Source organism: Hydrogenophaga sp., assembly GCF_051860785.1.
In the GTDB taxonomy this organism is placed as follows: Bacteria; Pseudomonadota; Gammaproteobacteria; order Burkholderiales; family Burkholderiaceae_C; genus Hydrogenophaga.
In genome coordinates, this window is record NZ_JBIMLB010000005.1 from 89,887 (window position 1) to 106,461 (window position 16,575).

At 64.5% G+C, this 16,575-nt stretch carries 13 protein-coding genes; 3 read left to right on the forward strand and 10 right to left on the reverse strand.

What is annotated here, in order from left to right:
* Positions 1-10: 10 nt before the first annotated feature.
* Entirely contained in the window at positions 11-814 is an 804-nt protein-coding gene (locus ACTIF6_RS08930) for an outer membrane protein assembly factor BamD (protein ID WP_439587617.1), read from the forward strand.
* On the opposite strand, the gene ACTIF6_RS08935 is transcribed toward ACTIF6_RS08930, so the two are convergent.
* Positions 777-2,705 (reverse strand): ATP-dependent DNA helicase, encoded by a 1,929-nt coding sequence (locus ACTIF6_RS08935; RefSeq protein WP_439587618.1) that lies wholly within the window; start codon positions 2,703-2,705, stop codon positions 777-779. The genes ACTIF6_RS08930 and ACTIF6_RS08935 overlap by 38 nt on opposite strands.
* Positions 2,706-2,980: 275 nt before the next feature.
* Between ACTIF6_RS08935 and ACTIF6_RS08940 the strand changes: the two genes are divergently transcribed.
* A complete protein-coding gene (locus tag ACTIF6_RS08940) occupies positions 2,981-3,739 on the forward strand; it encodes a PP2C family protein-serine/threonine phosphatase (protein WP_439587801.1) in 759 nt (252 codons plus the stop codon).
* 86 nt (positions 3,740-3,825) lie between these two features.
* On the opposite strand, the gene zapE is transcribed toward ACTIF6_RS08940, so the two are convergent.
* From zapE to ACTIF6_RS08975, 7 genes are all read right to left on the reverse strand, one after another.
* A complete protein-coding gene (gene zapE, locus ACTIF6_RS08945; protein WP_439587619.1) occupies positions 3,826-4,923 on the reverse strand; it encodes a cell division protein ZapE in 1,098 nt (365 codons plus the stop codon).
* 10 nt (positions 4,924-4,933) lie between these two features.
* On the reverse strand, positions 4,934-6,361 hold the full coding sequence (gene lpdA / locus ACTIF6_RS08950) for a dihydrolipoyl dehydrogenase (RefSeq protein ID WP_439587620.1): 1,428 nt from the start codon (positions 6,359-6,361) through the stop codon (positions 4,934-4,936).
* 63 nt (positions 6,362-6,424) lie between these two features.
* A complete protein-coding gene (gene odhB / locus ACTIF6_RS08955) occupies positions 6,425-7,705 on the reverse strand; it encodes a 2-oxoglutarate dehydrogenase complex dihydrolipoyllysine-residue succinyltransferase (protein ID WP_439587621.1) in 1,281 nt (426 codons plus the stop codon).
* Positions 7,706-7,739: 34 nt separating this feature from the next.
* Positions 7,740-10,631 carry a 2-oxoglutarate dehydrogenase E1 component gene (locus ACTIF6_RS08960; RefSeq protein WP_439587622.1) on the reverse strand — a complete coding sequence of 964 codons (2,892 nt, stop codon included), beginning with the start codon at positions 10,629-10,631 and terminating at the stop codon, positions 7,740-7,742.
* A 185-nt stretch (positions 10,632-10,816) separates the two neighbouring features.
* Positions 10,817-11,191, reverse strand: coding sequence for an ArsR/SmtB family transcription factor (locus ACTIF6_RS08965; RefSeq protein ID WP_439587623.1), 375 nt, complete (start codon positions 11,189-11,191; stop codon positions 10,817-10,819).
* A gap of 86 nt (positions 11,192-11,277) precedes the next feature.
* Positions 11,278-13,218 carry a propionate--CoA ligase gene (locus ACTIF6_RS08970; RefSeq protein ID WP_439587802.1) on the reverse strand — a complete coding sequence of 647 codons (1,941 nt, stop codon included), beginning with the start codon at positions 13,216-13,218 and terminating at the stop codon, positions 11,278-11,280.
* 63 nt (positions 13,219-13,281) lie between these two features.
* Complete coding sequence (locus ACTIF6_RS08975; protein WP_439587624.1) at positions 13,282-13,887, reverse strand: isochorismatase family protein; 606 nt, start codon at positions 13,885-13,887, stop codon at positions 13,282-13,284.
* A 185-nt stretch (positions 13,888-14,072) separates the two neighbouring features.
* Here ACTIF6_RS08975 and ACTIF6_RS08980 point away from each other — a divergent pair, with 185 nt between their 5' ends.
* Positions 14,073-14,624, forward strand: a complete 552-nt coding sequence (locus tag ACTIF6_RS08980; RefSeq protein WP_439587803.1) for a C40 family peptidase — start codon at positions 14,073-14,075, stop codon at positions 14,622-14,624.
* A gap of 27 nt (positions 14,625-14,651) precedes the next feature.
* Here ACTIF6_RS08980 and ACTIF6_RS08985 read toward each other — a convergent pair whose 3' ends face one another.
* Entirely contained in the window at positions 14,652-15,623 is a 972-nt protein-coding gene (locus ACTIF6_RS08985) for a Bug family tripartite tricarboxylate transporter substrate binding protein (RefSeq protein WP_439587625.1), read from the reverse strand.
* The gene (locus ACTIF6_RS08990; protein WP_439587626.1) at positions 15,620-16,528 is read right to left on the reverse strand and encodes a LysR family transcriptional regulator; all 909 of its coding nucleotides are present in this window, start codon (positions 16,526-16,528) and stop codon (positions 15,620-15,622) included. The genes ACTIF6_RS08985 and ACTIF6_RS08990 overlap by 4 nt, the downstream gene beginning before the upstream one ends.
* Positions 16,529-16,575 lie beyond the last annotated feature (47 nt).

The window sequence follows — 16,575 nt, forward strand, 5'->3', positions numbered from 1 at the left end:
TGCATCCTTGATGCTTAGTCTCAGATTATCGGCTGTGTCCTCCTGTGTGTTGGCAGCAGCGCTGGTGTTGACAGCCTGCAGCACCAAGCCCGTGGACGAAACGGCCGGCTGGAGCCCCAACCGCATCTACAGTGAGGCCACCGACGAGCGCTCGGCGGGAAACTTCGAGAAAGCGGTGACGCTGCTGGAAAAACTCGAAGGGCGCGCGGCGGGTACACCGCTGGCCCAGCAGGCCCAGCTCGACAAGGCATACACCCACTACAAGGCCGGTGAACAGGCTCAGGCCCTGGCTGCCATCGATCGCTTTCAGAAGCTGCACCCCGCCAGCCCGGCCATGGACTACGCGCTCTACCTCAAGGGCCTGATCAACTTCAACGACAACCTCGGCCTGTTCGGGTCGCTGGCCCGGCAGGATTTGTCCGAGCGCGACCAGAAGGCTGCCAAGGAGTCTTTCGAGGCCTTCCGGGAGCTCGTGAGCCGCTTCCCGGACTCGCGCTACAGCCCGGATGCGCGCCTGCGCATGACCTATATCGTCAATTCGCTGGCCCAGTACGAAGTGCATGTGGCGCGCTACTACCACAGCCGTGGCGCCTATGTGGCCGCCATCAACCGCGCACAGTCGGCACTGACCGATTACACCGACGCGCCCGCGCTGGAAGAAGCGCTTTTCATCATGATCCGGTCCTACGATGCGCTGGGCATGACCCAGTTGCGCGACGACGCCAGGCGCGTGATGCAGGCCAGCTACCCCCGGAGCGAATACCTGAGCAAGGGATTCAAGTCGGTGGACAGCCCCTGGTGGAAGATCTGGTAAGCACCAGCGCATCAAGTGCCTCGGCCATCTCGGCCTCGTTTTCCAGCCGACGCATGGCCGGCAAGGCCGCGAGAAGGCGGTTGCCGTAAGAACGACTGAGCAGTCGACGGTCGCCAATCACCAGCACGCCGCGATCCGACTCCGAGCGAATCAGCCGACCTGCACCTTGCTTGAGGGCCATGGCCGCCTCAGGCAGGAAACCCTCGGTGAAGGCATTCAATCCTCGTGCCTCGAATTGACGCGCACGTGCATCCATCAAGGGATCGTCAGGCGGTGGAAACGGCAGCTTGTCGATCACCAGCAATTGCAGCGTGTCACCAGGCAGGTCCACCCCTTCCCAGAAAGAGGTTGAAGCGATCAGCACCGACGCCTCGCTCGCTGCGCGAAAACGCTCCAGCAAGTTGCGCCGGGAGCCGCGCCCCTGCGCCAGCACCTGCAACGGCCTGCAGCGGTCCTGTGCCACCAGCTCGATCAGGTGCGATGCCAGGCGGTCCGCCGCGCGCAGCGTGGTGGTGAGCACGAGAGTGCGTCCACCCAGCCGAGAGGCCCAGCGCGCGACGGCTTCGGCCAGCGCAGGCGTGTGTGCCTGGTCTCCCGGATCGGGAAGGTCTTCGGGCACATACAGCGAGGCCTGTACCGCATGATCGAATGCGCTGGGCACCTGCATCGTGCGCAAGCCGGGTTGCTCGTCCAGGCCGACGCCTCGCGTGAACCAGCGCAGCGTCTCCTCGCTGCCCAGCGTGGCAGACGAAAAAATCCAGCTGCGACCGCGTGGCGCATCCGGCCCCAGCAGTGCACGGAACAGCGCCGAGCTGTCGGTTGGTGAGCGCACCACGCGCCAGGAGCGCCCCTCAATCCACTCCACCCAACGCACACCCTCACCCTCGGCCTGCCCAGTCACGAGTTCGCGCCAGAGCAGGCACATGGCCTGGACGCGCTGGAAAAGCCGCTCCAGATCGGCACTCGCTTGGGCAGTGGCGTGCAGCGCCTGCGCTGTCGCGGCGAGAGCACTCTCCAGCCCAGCCACCGCATCAGCCCATCGCGTCGCATCCACCTCATCCGGCACAGAGCCCGGCCAGCGGCTTCGTTGCAAGCCCGCACGCGGCATGGCCAGGAACGCCCTGCCCGCCTGCTCCAGACCCAGTGCAAGGTGAGCCCACGGCCGCTGCCCCCTGGCCCACTGTGGCCCCTGAACGGCCAGATCGTGTGCGAGTTCGCGCAGTGGGCCCGAACCGATGGATTGGCCCATGAAACCAATGCCCGTGTCGTTCAGCTGATGCGCTTCGTCAAGGATCACCACGCCACCGGTGGGCAGCAAGGGTGGCGCGCCCGTTTCGCGCAAGAGCTGATCGGCAAAGAACAGGTGGTGGTTGATCACCACCCAATCGGCCTCCAGGGCTTCGCCGCGTGCGCGATGGACGTGGCAAGCCGCGTGGCGCGGGCATGAGGTACCCAGACAGTTTTCGCGCGTTGAGGTGATCAGCGGTCGCAAGGGTGAACGTTCGTCCAGGCCATGGAGTTCGGCGAGATCGCCTCGCCGCGAATACCGGGCCCAACCCATCACCCGCGAGAGGCCTGCAGTCACGGCCGGGTCGCGCAGTCCTCTGGATGCAGGTCCGTGCAGGGCCTGCTCCAGTCGATGCAGACACACATAGCTGGACCGTCCCTTGAGCAGCGCGACGCGCACTGGCACACCGAGTGCACTCGCCACGGCGGGGATGTCGCGTGCAAACAGCTGGTCCTGCAAGGCCTGCGTCGCGGTGGACAGCAGTGCGCGTTGGCCGCTGAGCAGCAAGGGCACCAGGTACGCGAATGTCTTGCCCACGCCGGTGCCCGCCTCCACGGCCAGACTCTCGCCAGCCTCGATGGCGCGAGCCACGGCCAGCGCCATGTCCTGCTGGCCTGGCCGTGTGCGCAGCCCTGGCCGCGCGCGTGACAGGAGTCCGTCGGCAGAAAACGCCGCCGCGACGCCGGATTCGAGTGTGTTCAGAGTGCCTCCATCGGCGTCAGGCCTTGTCCACGGTGGACAAAGTCACAGGCGGCGCTCTGGCGCCGTCCAGCGGCGCCAGTTGCTCCGCGTTTGATGATAGGCTGGATGTGCCTTGCCCAATGCATGGCTACCATTGCATCCATCCTCACGACGCCCTCGCAAGTTTCTACGCCAACATGTCCAAAGGCTACCGCATCCAGGCATCCACCGGCATCCACCGGGGGGACCGCGACTACCAGCAAGACCAGGTCTGCCTGTTGCACCATCCTCGCCATGGCAGTTGCATGCTGGCCGTGCTGGCCGACGGGATGGGCGGGCGCAGCGGTGGGCGCAAGGCTTCGGACCAGGTGATGCTCACGGCACGGCAGTTGTTCGAACGGTACGACCCCGAGACCGACGATGCGGGCTCACTGCTGCGCCAGATCGTCGAGGAATCGCACCTGGTGATCAAGTTGACGGCGGTGTCGGCTGAGCAGGAACCGCACAGCACCATCGCGGCCTTCCTTATCAACCCGGGCGGCGACAGCCACTGGGTGCACGCAGGCGACTCGCGCATCTACCACTTCCGCAACGGCAAGATGGTCTTCCGCACGATGGACCATTCCTACGTGCAGACGCTGGTGAACCAGGGCGAGATCAGCGAGGAAGAAGCGCTGGACCACCCACACGCCAACATCCTCATGGGTTGCCTGGGCACCGAGAACGATCCACCGGTGGACATTCACGTGGTCCCCCAGTTGCACCCGGGCGATGCGCTGATGGCCTGCAGCGATGGCGTGTGGCACTACTTCACCCCGGAAGAACTCTCCAGCACGATTGCCATGCTGTCGCCGCGTGAGGCCTGCGAGTTTCTGATCCAGAAGGCGCGCACGCGCGCCAAGGGCATGGGCGACAACCTGTCGCTCACCATCGTGAAGCTGGAGCCCCTGGGCTAGGCTGTAGCCCCCACGCTCCGCCGCTGCGCGGGTCGCTGCCCCCCAAGGGGGCTGATCCGGCTTGGGGCGGCCCGGCGCCGGATCTCTCACGTCAACCCGGTGTCCACCAGCCGGTGCTCCAGCGCCAGAAACTCCGCCGACTGCATTTCGCCCAGGCGAGAAACCGTGCGCGGGAACTCGTGCGACATCGGGCCTTCCAGGTAGAGCTGTTCCGGTGGCACGGCCGCCGACATCACGAACTTGACCCGGCGGTCGTACAGCACGTCCACCAGCCAGGTGAAGCGGCGTGCCTCGGAGGCCTGGCGCACCGACATCTGCGGCACGTTGGACAGCATCAGCGTGTGGAACTGCGTGGCGATCTCCAGGTAGTCGTTCTGTGAACGCGGCCCCCCACACAAGGTACGGAAGTCGAACCAGATCACGCCACCGGCGCGGCGAAGGGCATGGATCTGGCGCGCCTCGATGTGCATCACCGGGTCCTGGTCGCCCACCTCGGCCAGTTGCGCAAAGGTGGCCTCCATGGCTGCGTCCGACTCGGGGCCCAGGGGGCAGTGGTAGAGCTGGATGTGCGTGAGGGTGCGCTGACGGTAGTCGGTTCCGTTGTCCACGCTGATGACTTCCAGCCGGTCCTTGAGCAGCGCAATCGCGGGCAGGATGCGGTCGCGGTGCAAGCCGTCGGGGTAGAGCTTGTCGGGGTGGAAGTTGGACGTCGTAACGAAGCCCACACCGGCCTTGAACAGCGCGTCCAGCAGCCGGTGCAGGATCATGGCGTCGGTCACGTCGGCGACGTGGAATTCGTCGAAGCAGATCAGCTTGTAGCGTCTGGCGATGCGCGCGCCGAGTTCGTCCAGCGGGTTCACGGTGCCCTGGAGTTCGCGCAACTCGCGGTGCACCTCGCGCATGAACTCATGAAAGTGCAGGCGCGTCTTGCGCCTGAGCGGTACCGCTTCGAAGAAACATTCCATCAGGAAGCTCTTGCCGCGTCCCACCCCGCCATGCATGTACACACCGCGCGGAATCTCCGGATTGACGAAGAGCTTCTTGAGCGAGTTGGAGCGGCGTTGCTTGTAATCCCTCCACTCGTTTGCGCAGCGTTCCAGCGCATCCACCGCGCGCTCCTGGGCCGGGTCGGACGTGTAGCCGCGCTCCTTGAGCGCGGCCTCGTAGATGCTGCGGACGCTCAAGATCGCCGGATCAGAAGTTCAGCGTGCGCTTGTCCACCGCCAGCGCGGCCTCCTTGGTGGCCTCCGAGAGCGAAGGGTGGGCATGGCAGATGCGCGCGATGTCTTCGGCGCTGGCCTTGAACTCCATGGCGACCACGGCTTCGGCGATCAGCTCGGAAGCCATGGGGCCGACGATGTGCACGCCCAGGATTTCGTCTGTGGTGGCATCGGCCAGAAACTTCACCATCCCGGTGGTGTCGCCCAGCGCGCGCGCGCGGCCATTCGCCAGAAACGGGAACGTGCCCGCCTTGTAAGCGACGCCATCGGTCTTGAGTTGCTGCTCGGTCCGGCCCACCCACGCGATCTCGGGGCTGGTGTAGATCACCCAAGGCACGGTATTGAAGTTGACGTGTCCGTGCTGGCCAGCGATGCGCTCGGCCACAGCCACGCCCTCTTCCTCGGCCTTGTGCGCCAGCATGGGGCCGCGCACCACGTCGCCTACCGCCCACACGCCCTTGAGGCTGGTGCGGCATTCCTCGTCCACCACGATGGCGCCACGTTCGTCGAGCTGCAGGCCCACCGCTTCGGCGTTGAGGCCGATGGTGTTGGGCACGCGGCCGATGGAGACGATGAGCTTGTCAGCGTCGATCGACTGTTCCTCGCCCTTGGCATTGGTGTAGGCCACGCTCACGCCCTTCTTGCCGGTCTTGACCTCGCCCACCTTCACGCCGAGCTCGATCTTCAGACCCTGCTTGTCGAACGCTTTTTTGGCTTCCTTGGCGATCTGCTGATCCACTGCGCCCAGGAACGTCGGCAGGCCTTCCAGGATGGTCACGTCCGCGCCGAGGCGCCGCCACACCGAACCCATTTCCAGGCCGATCACGCCGGAGCCGATCAACACCAGCTTCTTGGGCACGGCACCGACGCGCAGCGCACCGTCGTTAGACAACACGGTCTCTTCGTCGAACGGCACACCCGGAAGGGCCCGCGCATTGGAGCCGGTGGCCACGATGACCTGCTGACCCGTGATGAGCTCTTCGGTGGCACCTTTTACCTGGATCTCGTAGCCCGCTTCCACCGCCTTCACGAAGGAACCCCGGCCATGGAAGAACGTGACCTTGTTCTTCTTGAACAGGTAGAGGATGCCGTCGTTGTTCTGTTTGACCACCGTATCCTTGCGCGCCAGCATTTTCGCGACGTCGATCTTGACGTTGGTCGCGCTGATGCCGTGGTCGGCGAAGTGGTGGTTGGCGTGGTCGAAGTGCTCGGACGACTGCAGCAATGCCTTGCTGGGAATGCAGCCGACATTGGTGCAAGTGCCGCCCGGTGCCGGGCCGCCCGATGCGTTCTTCCACTCGTCGATGCAGGCCACCTTGAAGCCGAGCTGCGCGGCGCGGATGGCAGCGATGTAGCCGCCGGGGCCGCCACCGATGACGACGACGTCAAATGCTTGAGACATGTTGCTTTCCTGAATTCAAAGGGCCAACGCCCCTGGCGGGGCGTTGGCAAGAGAGACGACCGATCAGATGTCGAAGAGGATTCGCGCCGGGTCTTCCAGCGCTTCCTTCATGGCCACCAGACCCAGTACGGCTTCACGGCCGTCGATGATGCGGTGGTCGTAGGACATGGCCAGGTAGTTGATCGGGCGGATCACGATCTGGCCGTTTTCCACCACGGCGCGGTCTTTGGTCGCGTGCACACCCAGAATGGCGGACTGCGGCGGGTTGATGATGGGCGTGGACAGCATGGAGCCGAACGTGCCGCCGTTGGAGATGGAGAAGGTGCCACCGGTGAGGTCGTCCAGGCCGATCTTGCCGTCCTTGGCCTTCTGGCCGAATTCCGCGATCTTCTTCTCGATGTCGGCAAAGCTCATCTGGTCCGCATTGCGCAGGATGGGCACCACCAGGCCGCGCGGCGAACCCACGGCGATACCGATGTCGAAATAGCCGTGGTAGACGATGTCATTGCCATCGACCGAGGCGTTGATGATCGGGTACTTCTTGAGCGCGTGCACCGCCGCCTTGACGAAGAAGCTCATGAAGCCCAGCTTGACGCCGTGCTCCTTCTCGAACTTCTCCTGGAACTTCTTGCGCATCTCCATCACCGGGGCCATGTTCACTTCGTTGAACGTGGTCAGGATGGCGTTGGTCGATTGCGACTGCAGCAGACGCTCGGCCACGCGTGCGCGCAGGCGGGTCATGGCCACGCGTTCTTCCGGGCGATCGCCCAGGTCGGGCGCGACCACGGGCACCTGCGGCAACACCTTGGCGGGCGCACCGGTGGAAACGGCCACGGGTGCCGCCACCGGCTTGGGTGCCGGTGCGGCGGTTGCGCCACCCGCCACAGCCGAGAGCACGTCGCCCTTGGTCACACGTCCATCCTTGCCCGTGCCGGACACCGAGCCGGAGGCCAGGTTGTTGTCGGCCATGAGCTTGGCGGCCGCGGGCATGGCCACGCCGGCCTTGGACTGCGACGCTGTGGCGGCAGCTGCGGCAACCGGCGCAGCGGCGGGGGCCGCAGGCGCCGGTGCGGCAGCGCCAGGAGCGGCAACGCCCGCCACCGCCTCGGTGTCGATGCGCGCGATCAACTGCTCGGCAGCGACGGTAGCGCCGTCGGCCTGCACCAGCTCCACGAGCACGCCCGCGGCCGGTGCGGGCACTTCCAGCACCACCTTGTCGGTCTCGATCTCGATCAGGATCTCGTCGACTGCGACGGCTTCGCCGGCCTTCTTCTTCCACGTCAACAGGGTGGCCTCGGCCACCGACTCGGAGAGTTGCGGAACTTTGACTTCTACGATTGCCATTTCTTTTCCTGCGCTATGCGTTTTGCGTTGTGCGTCACTTGGTGAGGATGAAGCCCTTGAGCTTGCCGAAGGCGGCTTCGATCAATGTCTTCTGCTGCTCCTGATGCAGGTGGGCATAACCCACGGCAGGAGAGGCCGACGCCGCACGGCCGGCGTAGCCGAGCTTCTGGCCTTCGAGCATGTTCTCGTGGATGTAGTGCTGCACGAAGAACCACGCGCCCTGGTTCTGCGGCTCGTCCTGGCACCAGACCACGTCGGTGGCGTTGGGGTACTTGCGCATCTCCGCACCGAACACCTTGTGCGGGAAGGGATACAGCTGCTCCACGCGCAGGATCGCCACGTCGTCCGAGCCGCGCTCCTCGCGCTTCTTCACCAGGTCGTAGTACACCTTGCCCGAGCAGCAAATCACGCGCTTGACCTTCTCGGCCTTCTTCACGACATCGGCGTTCTGCTCCGGGATGACGGTCTGGAAACCGCCCTTGGTGAACTCGGACAGCGGTGAGGTCGCGTCCTTGTTGCGCAGCAGCGACTTGGGCGTGAAGATGATCAACGGCTTGCGCAGCCCACGGATCATCTGGCGACGCAGCACATGGAAGATCTGGCTGGCCGTGGTGGGTTGCACCACCTGCATGTTGGTGTCTGCCGCCAGCTGCATGAAGCGTTCAAGGCGAGCCGAACTGTGCTCTGGGCCTTGGCCTTCGTAACCGTGGGGCAGCATCATGGTGATGCCGTTGACGCGCCCCCACTTCACTTCGCCGGAGGCGATGAACTGGTCGATCACCACCTGCGCGCCGTTGACGAAGTCGCCGAACTGCGCTTCCCAGATCACCAGCGTGTTGGGGTCGTTCGACGCATAGCCGTATTCAAAGCCCAGCACCGCCTCCTCGGACAGGATGGAGTCGATCACCACGAACGGTGCCTGGTTGTCGGCCACGTTCTGCAGCGGCACGTACGTGCCTTCGTCGTACTTCTCGCGGTTCTGGTCATGGATCACCGCATGGCGGTGCGTGAACGTGCCACGACCGCAGTCTTCACCTGAGAGGCGCACGGGAAAACCGCTGGCCACCAGCGAGGCAAAGGCCATGTGTTCGCCCATGCCCCAGTCCACCGGGATTTCACCACGGCCCATGGCCGCGCGGTCGGCATAAACCTTCTTGACGAGCTGGTGCGGAGTGACGTTGTCGGGGATCGTGGTCAAGCGGTCCGACAGCCGCTTCCACTCCGCCATGGGGATGGCGGAATCGGCGCTGTCGGTCCATTTCTTGCCCAGATAGGGGCTCCAGTCGACCGCGAACTTGCTCTTGAAGTTGGTCAGCACCGGGTCCACCGTGTGGCGGCCGGCGTCGAGCGCAGCGCGGTAGGCCTTGACCATGTCGTCGCCCAGCGACTCACCCAGGCCCTGCGCGGCCAGCTTGTCTGCGTACAGCTTGCGGGTGCCGGGATGGGCCGCAATCTTCTTGTACATCAGCGGCTGGGTCAGGCTGGGCGTGTCCTGCTCGTTGTGACCCAGCTTGCGGAAGCACACGATGTCGACCACCACGTCCTTCTGGAAGGCCATGCGGAACTCAAGCGCCAGCTGGGTCGCGAACACCACGGCTTCGGGATCGTCACCGTTCACGTGCAGCACCGGCGCTTCGATCATCTTCACCACGTCCGAGCAGTACAGCGTGGAACGGCTGTCGCGCGGGTCGGAGGTGGTGAACCCAATCTGGTTGTTGATGACCAGATGCACCGTGCCGCCGGTGGAATAGCCACGCGTCTCGGCCAGCGCCAGGGTTTCCATCACCACACCCTGGCCGGCAAAAGCGGCATCGCCGTGCACCAGCACCGGCAGCACCTGCTTGCCCAGCGGATCGCCACGGCGGTCCATACGGGCGCGCACCGAGCCCTCCACCACCGGATTCACGATCTCGAGGTGCGAAGGATTGAACGCCAGCGAGAGATGGACCGGGCCACCGGGGGTGGTCACGTCCGAGCTGAAACCCTGGTGGTATTTCACGTCACCGGATGGCAGGTCTTCGGGCGCGGTGTGGTCGAATTCGGCAAACAGGTCCTTGGGCATCTTGCCCAGGGTGTTGACCAGCACGTTGAGGCGACCACGGTGGGCCATCCCGATCACGATTTCCTGGATACCCACCTGGCCGGCCTGGCGAATGAGCTCGTCCATCGACGCGATGAAGCTCTCTCCACCTTCAAGGGAGAAACGCTTCTGCCCCACATACTTGGTGTGCAGAAAACGCTCAAGTCCTTCGGCAGCGGTCAGGCGGTCAAGAATGTGTTTCTTCTTCTCGGCATTGAATGCCGGCTTGGTGCGGCTGGCTTCCAGACGCTCCTGCCACCAGCGTTTCTGCCCCTGATCGGTGATGTACATGTACTCGGCACCGATGGAGCCGCAGTAGGTTTCACGCAATGCATTGAGCAACTCGCGCAAGGACATGGTTTCCTTGCCGAAGAACGTGTTGCTGGTGTTGAACACGGTCTCGAGATCGGCATCGGAGAAGCCGTAGAACGACAGCTCGAGTTCGGGAATGTGGTCGCGTTCGGCGCGCTTGAGAGGATCCAGGTCGGCCCAGCGGGCACCCACGTTGCGGTACGCAGCAATGAGCTGCTGCACGGCGACCCGCTTGCGGCCCAATTCGGAATCGGCTCCCGTGGCCACCACGACTTTGGTACCACCTTGCTTGGCACGTTCCGCAAAGGCGTTGATGACGGGCTGGTGGGGCACATCGCGGGCGTCGGAGCCGTCGACTGCCGGGACGTGCTGAAGCGCGTCGAAGTAGCCGCGCCAGTTGTCGGGCACGCTGCCTGGGTTTTCGAGGTAGTTCTCGTACATCTCTTCCACGTACGGCGCATTGCCGCCGAAGAGATACGAGTTGCCCTTGTAAGCAACGTAAACGTTGCCCCCGTTCGATGGGGTATCGCTCATGAATCCGCTGACCTCCGTTTCCCTTGGGGAAACATTAGCTGGTTAAGTAAAACCTCCCGCGGCACGGCTGAACCGTTAGGCGGATGCGACAGTGACTGTGGAAGGACCTGACTGCAACCTGGGATTGTGCCACCTTGGAGCGAGTCGGTGGGCGAAGAATGCGCCTGCCGTATTTCAAATGTGCGTCAGGATGCAACGCGCGGCGACAAACGCTCGGAAGCAGGCACCGAACTGGGCTCGTCCATTTCAATGGCGATCTGGGTGCAGACCGTGCGGCAGAGGGTGACCGCCTTCTCGCTCTGCACCCGATAAATCACCTGCGTGCCGTCTTTGCGCTTGGCCAGCACGCCGGCCCGGTACAGCAGGTTCAGGTGCTGCGAGAGATTGGGCTGGGTGGTGTCGATCTCCTGCAACAGTTGCGAGACCGACTTCTCCCGATCGCACAGTGCACTCAGGATGCGCAGGCGCATGGGTGTGGCCAGCACACCGAACAGCTCGGCCGCCAGTTCGAACACACGCACCTTTTCCACCTGCCCGGGAGTCTCGATCATTTGGTCCATGGCGATCTTCGGTAGTGTCTATATAAGCATGAATCATACTTACAAAGCCCTGGAAGAGCCATCCACGGAGACCCTGCAAGCAGCCCTCAGGCCAGCAGGTCCTTGATCTGCTGCAAGGCCGCCGGGTCGTCCATGGTGGTCAGATCTCCCGGATCGCGCCCCTCGCACACCGCCTGGATCGCGCGGCGCAACAGCTTGCCGCTGCGCGTCTTGGGCAGCACGCTCACGAAACGCACGCGCGCAGGCCGGGCCACGGCACCCAGTTGCTCGTCCACCACCTTCATGATCTCGCCTTCCAGCTTGAGGCGCGCGGTATCCGTCGTCAGGGCGGCGGCGTCCTTGGCGACCACAAAGGCCATCGCCACCTGGCCCTTGAGCGGGTCGGCCACACCCACCACGGCCACTTCGGCCACGTTGGCATGGCTGGAGATGCTCTCCTCGATCTCGCGCGTGCCCAGCCGGTGGCCGGCAACGTTGATCACGTCGTCGGTGCGGCCCAGGATGTAGAAGTAACCATCCTGGTCGCGCACGCCCCAGTCGAAGGTGCTGTAGACCAGTTTGCCCGGGATGCTCTTCCAGTAGGTGTTGACGAAGCGAGCGTCGTCGCGCCAGACGGTCTGCATGAAGCCCGGAGGGGTGGGCCCCTCGATCACCACCACGCCTTTTTCGTCCGACCCGGTGAGTTCTTCGCCCGTGTTCTCGTGCAGCAACTTCACGTCGTAGCCGTACATGGCCACACCCGGGCTGCCGAACTTGCTGGGTTTGCGCTCCACGCCATTGGCGATGGTGAGGATCGGCCAGCCGCTCTCGGTCTGCCAGTAGTTGTCGATGATGGGCACGCCCAGACCGTCACTGATCCAGCGGGCCGTGGGCTCGTCCAGCGGCTCGCCGGCGAGGAAGAGCGCCTTGAGGCTGGAAAGGTCGTATTTCTTCAGGTACGCCGGGTCCTGCTTCTTCAGCACCCGCACCGCTGTGGGCGCGCTGAACATCACCGAGACCTTGTACTTCTCGATCAGGCTCCACCAGATTCCGCCGTCCGGGCGGACGGGCAGTCCCTCATACATGATGGTGGCCATGCCGGCGATGAGTGGTCCATAGACGATGTAGCTGTGGCCCACCACCCAGCCGATGTCGCTGGTGGAGAAATAGGTTTCACCGGGCTCGCCCATGAAGATGTGCTTCATGCTCGCGGCCAGCGCCACAGCGTAGCCGCCCGTGTCGCGCTGCACACCCTTGGGTTTGCCGGTGGTGCCGCTGGTGTAGATGGTGTAGCTGATGTCGGTGGCTTCAAGCCACTCGCAAGGCACTTGCACGCCGAGTCTTTGCTCACGCAGGGCAGCGTAGTCGTGGTCGCGCCCCGGTACCAGGCTCATGGCGGCCAGCCCGCGGTTCACCAGGATCACCGAAGCCGGTTTGTGGCTGGAGAGGCGGATGGCTTCGTCCAGCAGGGGCTTGTACTCCACCACCTTGCCGCCGCGCGATCCGGCGTCCGCACTGACGATGGCCACCGGCGATGCGTCTTCGATCCGGTTGGCCAGCGAGTGGCTGGCAAAGCCACCGAACACCACCGAATGGATGGCGCCCATGCGCGCGCAGGCCAGCATGGCAAAAGCCGCTTCTGGAATCATGGGCATGTAGATCAACACCCGATCGCCCCTTTTCACACCCTGATCTCGAAGCACCGCAGCCATGTGCTGCACCTCGGCATGCAGCTCCCGGAAACTGTAGGTGCGCTCGGTATCGGTCTCGGTGGAGACAAAGATCAGCGCGTTCTGGTCTGCCCGATCCTTGAGGTGCCGGTCCACCGCGTTGTGGCACAGGTTGATCAGGCCGCCCTCGAACCAGCGGGCGAAGGGCGGGTTGTCGTGGTTGCACACACGATCGAAGGGCTTCTTCCAGTCCACCAGCGCCGCCTGCTCGGTCCAGAACACGTCTCGGTCCTCTATGGAACGGCGGTAGAAGTCGGCGTACTCCTGGGGATGCTTCATAGATGTCTCCTGCTGATGAAACGAATCTGAATTCTTAATTATGAGAGTCAGTCTTTCGAGAGGCTGACGCGGCTGCACGCCGCATCTGGCGTCAAGCGTTCTTCATTTGATCAAGGCCTGTACTTCGCGAAAAGCGGGGTGTTCCGCGCTGCGAAGCCATTCGAACGCCACCATTTCGGTGGTGATCAGTTCGGCGCCCGCCCCGGCCAGGCGGTCAAAGGCCGCATCACGATTTCGTTCGGTGCGCGAGCTGCAGGCGTCGGTCACGACCCAGACATCGAACTCCTGCTCGATCAGTTCCAGGGCGGTCTGCAACAGGCAGACATGCGCCTCACAACCTGCGATCACGATCGTGGGCCGCTCGGCCGCAGGCGCGGCGGCGGGTTTCTGCAGGTGTTTGGGCAGGCTGCGCGCATTGCCCCCGCCCTGGCGAGCAGGCGGACGAAGCCAGTCGGCCAGGCCTTCGGCTGCTGCGCCGAAGCTCATCTTGGGCAAGGTCTTGCGGCAAAGTTCGCGCAACTCGGGTGGATTGAGTCCCAGCTTTTCCGGGTTCTGCTCCGTGCCGAAGGCCGGAACGTCGAGCAGTTTCGCCATGCGCGCCAGGCGCAAGGCATTGGCCACCACCTCAGGGCCCTCAAAGATGGCGGGCATCAGGCGGGCCTGGTAATCGACCAGCACCAGTTGGGATTCGGAAGCGTCCAGCAGCATCGTGTCTTTCTTTCGAGTCAGGGTTGGTGCGGCATTCTCGCAGTGCGGGCACCACCCTTCGTCGGCCATCTGAAGCCACCGGGCTGGCCGATCCCGGGGTAAATGGCCGAAATACAAGTCAAATCAAAGGCTTGCTGGAAATTCCTAACTTGACTTCGAACGCCACGCCCGCTACGCTGCGCGCCATGATCCGTTGGCTCCCCGTCCTGATCCTGAGCTGCTCGGCCGTGGCGCATGCCGCGCCGGGTGGCACCAGCTTCAATGACATCGACGGCCTGCTGGTGGAAAAGGGCCTGATGTCGCGCATGGGTGAACAGATCCAGCACACCCGCGACACGGTGAGCGAGCAGGCCTCGAGCCTGGTGATCAACGCCCTCGCCTTCCTCGACATTCCCTACCGCTACGGTGGCAACAACACCCAAACCGGTTTCGATTGCAGCGGTTTCGTGCGCGCTGTTTACGAACAATCGGTCGGCAAGGTGCTGCCCCGCCGCTCCGATGAACAGGCCGCAGCCACCCAGGAAATCGACCGCAGCGACCTCAAGCCCGGTGATCTGGTCTTCTTCAACACCATGAAGCGCGCTTTCAGCCATGTCGGTATCTACATGGGTGAAGGCAAGTTCATTCACTCGCCGCGCGCCGGCGCGCAGGTGCGGGTGGAAGACATGCGTGTGGCGTACTGGAACAAACGCTTCAACGGCGCGCGCCGCGTGCCGCTGTCGGAACAAGCGCGCTGACTCTGCGGCATCCCTGTCGCGAGAGCCCTAGTCCATCCGGATGTTCGAGTTCCTGAGCTGGCGGTTGTTGCGCCACTCGTGGGCGATGCGACGCACGAACGAAGACCGGTCTTCAAGTGCGGGCAGGTTGTCCGAAGCCAGCAGCCGCTCGCGGATCTCGGGCGCGCGCACGGCCACGTTGATCTCCGCGTTCAGCCGTTCCAGAACCGCTTCGGGCGTCCCGCTTGGCGCAAACAGACCGAACAGCGACGTGATGTTGGCGTTCGGCAGGCCGAGTTCGGTGAAGGTGGGAACCTGCCCCAGCGCATCCAGCCGATGCGGCGCACCCACCGCGAGCGGCCTGAAGCGGCCTGCCTCGATGTGACGCAACTGGGTTGGTGCGACGTTGGTCGACAGCAGCTCGAACTGCCCGCCCAGGGCGTCCGTGAGTTGCTGGCCGCCACCTTTGTAGGGAATGTGTGTCACCTCGATGCCCGCGCCGATCTGCACCTGCTCGAGCACGAGGTGCCCCGCCGTTGCCAGGCCTGAGGTGGCCCATCGCAGCGCTTTCGGCCGTGCCCGAGCCTGTGCCAGCAGGTCGGCAAAAGAGTCACCGGAGAACGCGGGGGTGCCGACCAGCAAGACCGGCGTGTACATCACGCTGGCCACTGGTTCGATGTCCCGGAACGGCTCGTAGCCGATGGCGCTCAGGTGCGGGCGCAGGGTCAGGGGGCTGACCGCAGAGAACGCCAGCGTGTGCCCGTCGGCAGTGGCCCGAGCCAGCGCCTGCATGCCAACGCTGCCACCGCCGCCGGCACGGTGCTCCACCCGCACCGGGACACCCAATTGCGCCGCGAGTCGATCGGCCAACGAGCGCGCCACACCATCGCTGAGTCCACCGGGTGGGTAAACCACGATGATGCGCAGCGGCTGCGTGGGCCAGGATGGCCCTGCCGCCATGGCACGCAGCGCGGCCCCCGCGAGCATGGCGGGAATCAACTGCCGGCGGGACAACGTCATGGTCGCGCCCGACGCGCCGTCGCGCGCGCGATCTTGAGGAAGTGCGCCACCGGCCCGGATGCGTCGCCCGCCCGGTAAACAAGCGTGAGCGGCGCATCCAGCGGCGTACCGTCGAGCAATGACAGGTACGCCACGGCATGGGGGTGCAGCCCCCTCATCGAAGCCGGCACCACCGCAACACCGGCACCGGCGGCCACCAGGTTCAGGCTGGTCACCATTCGCTCCACCTCGGCGGCGATGCGTGGGCGAAAGCCCTGGGCTTCGCACAGCGCCAGCAGGTTGGCGTAGAGCCCGGGAGCACCGGGCTGCCGCACAAGGATGAAGCCTTCCAGGCGCAAGTCAGCCAGGGTCAGCGCTCCCGGCTTGCGGCGCGCCAGCGAATGGTCGATGGGCGCGGCCACCAGCACCGGCTCGCGCAACAACACCTCGAATGTCAGCCCTTCGGGTTGGGACACCGGCACCCGGATCAACCCGCAGTGCAGGCGACCCGCCTCTACGGCCTCGGTGATACCCGCCGCGTGGTCTTCCCGAATCGAGAGTTCGATGTCCGGCCAAGCCCGCCGGCAGGCGCGCAAGGCCGCCGGGGTGAAAGCGTGTGCCGCCGCCGAACTGGTGAAACCCACGTTGAGCACACCCAGTTCGCCCCGCGCGACGCGCGCCATGCGTTGCTGCATCGCCGCGAAGTCGTCCACCAGCCGGCGCGCCTCTCGCTCGAACTGGCGGCCCGCATCCGTCAAGTCCACCCCCTTCGGATGACGCTGAAACAGCGATGTCCCCAGTTCCTTTTCCAGCGCCTTGATCTGCTGGCTCAGGGGCGGCTGCTGGATACCCAGGTGCTCCGCAGCACGCGTCATGTGACCGGCATCGGCCACGGCCAGGAAGTAACGCAGGTGGCGAAATTCCATATGCAGAAAGTATTGAAACGTGCGCTTCAGTATATTTGACACCAGGT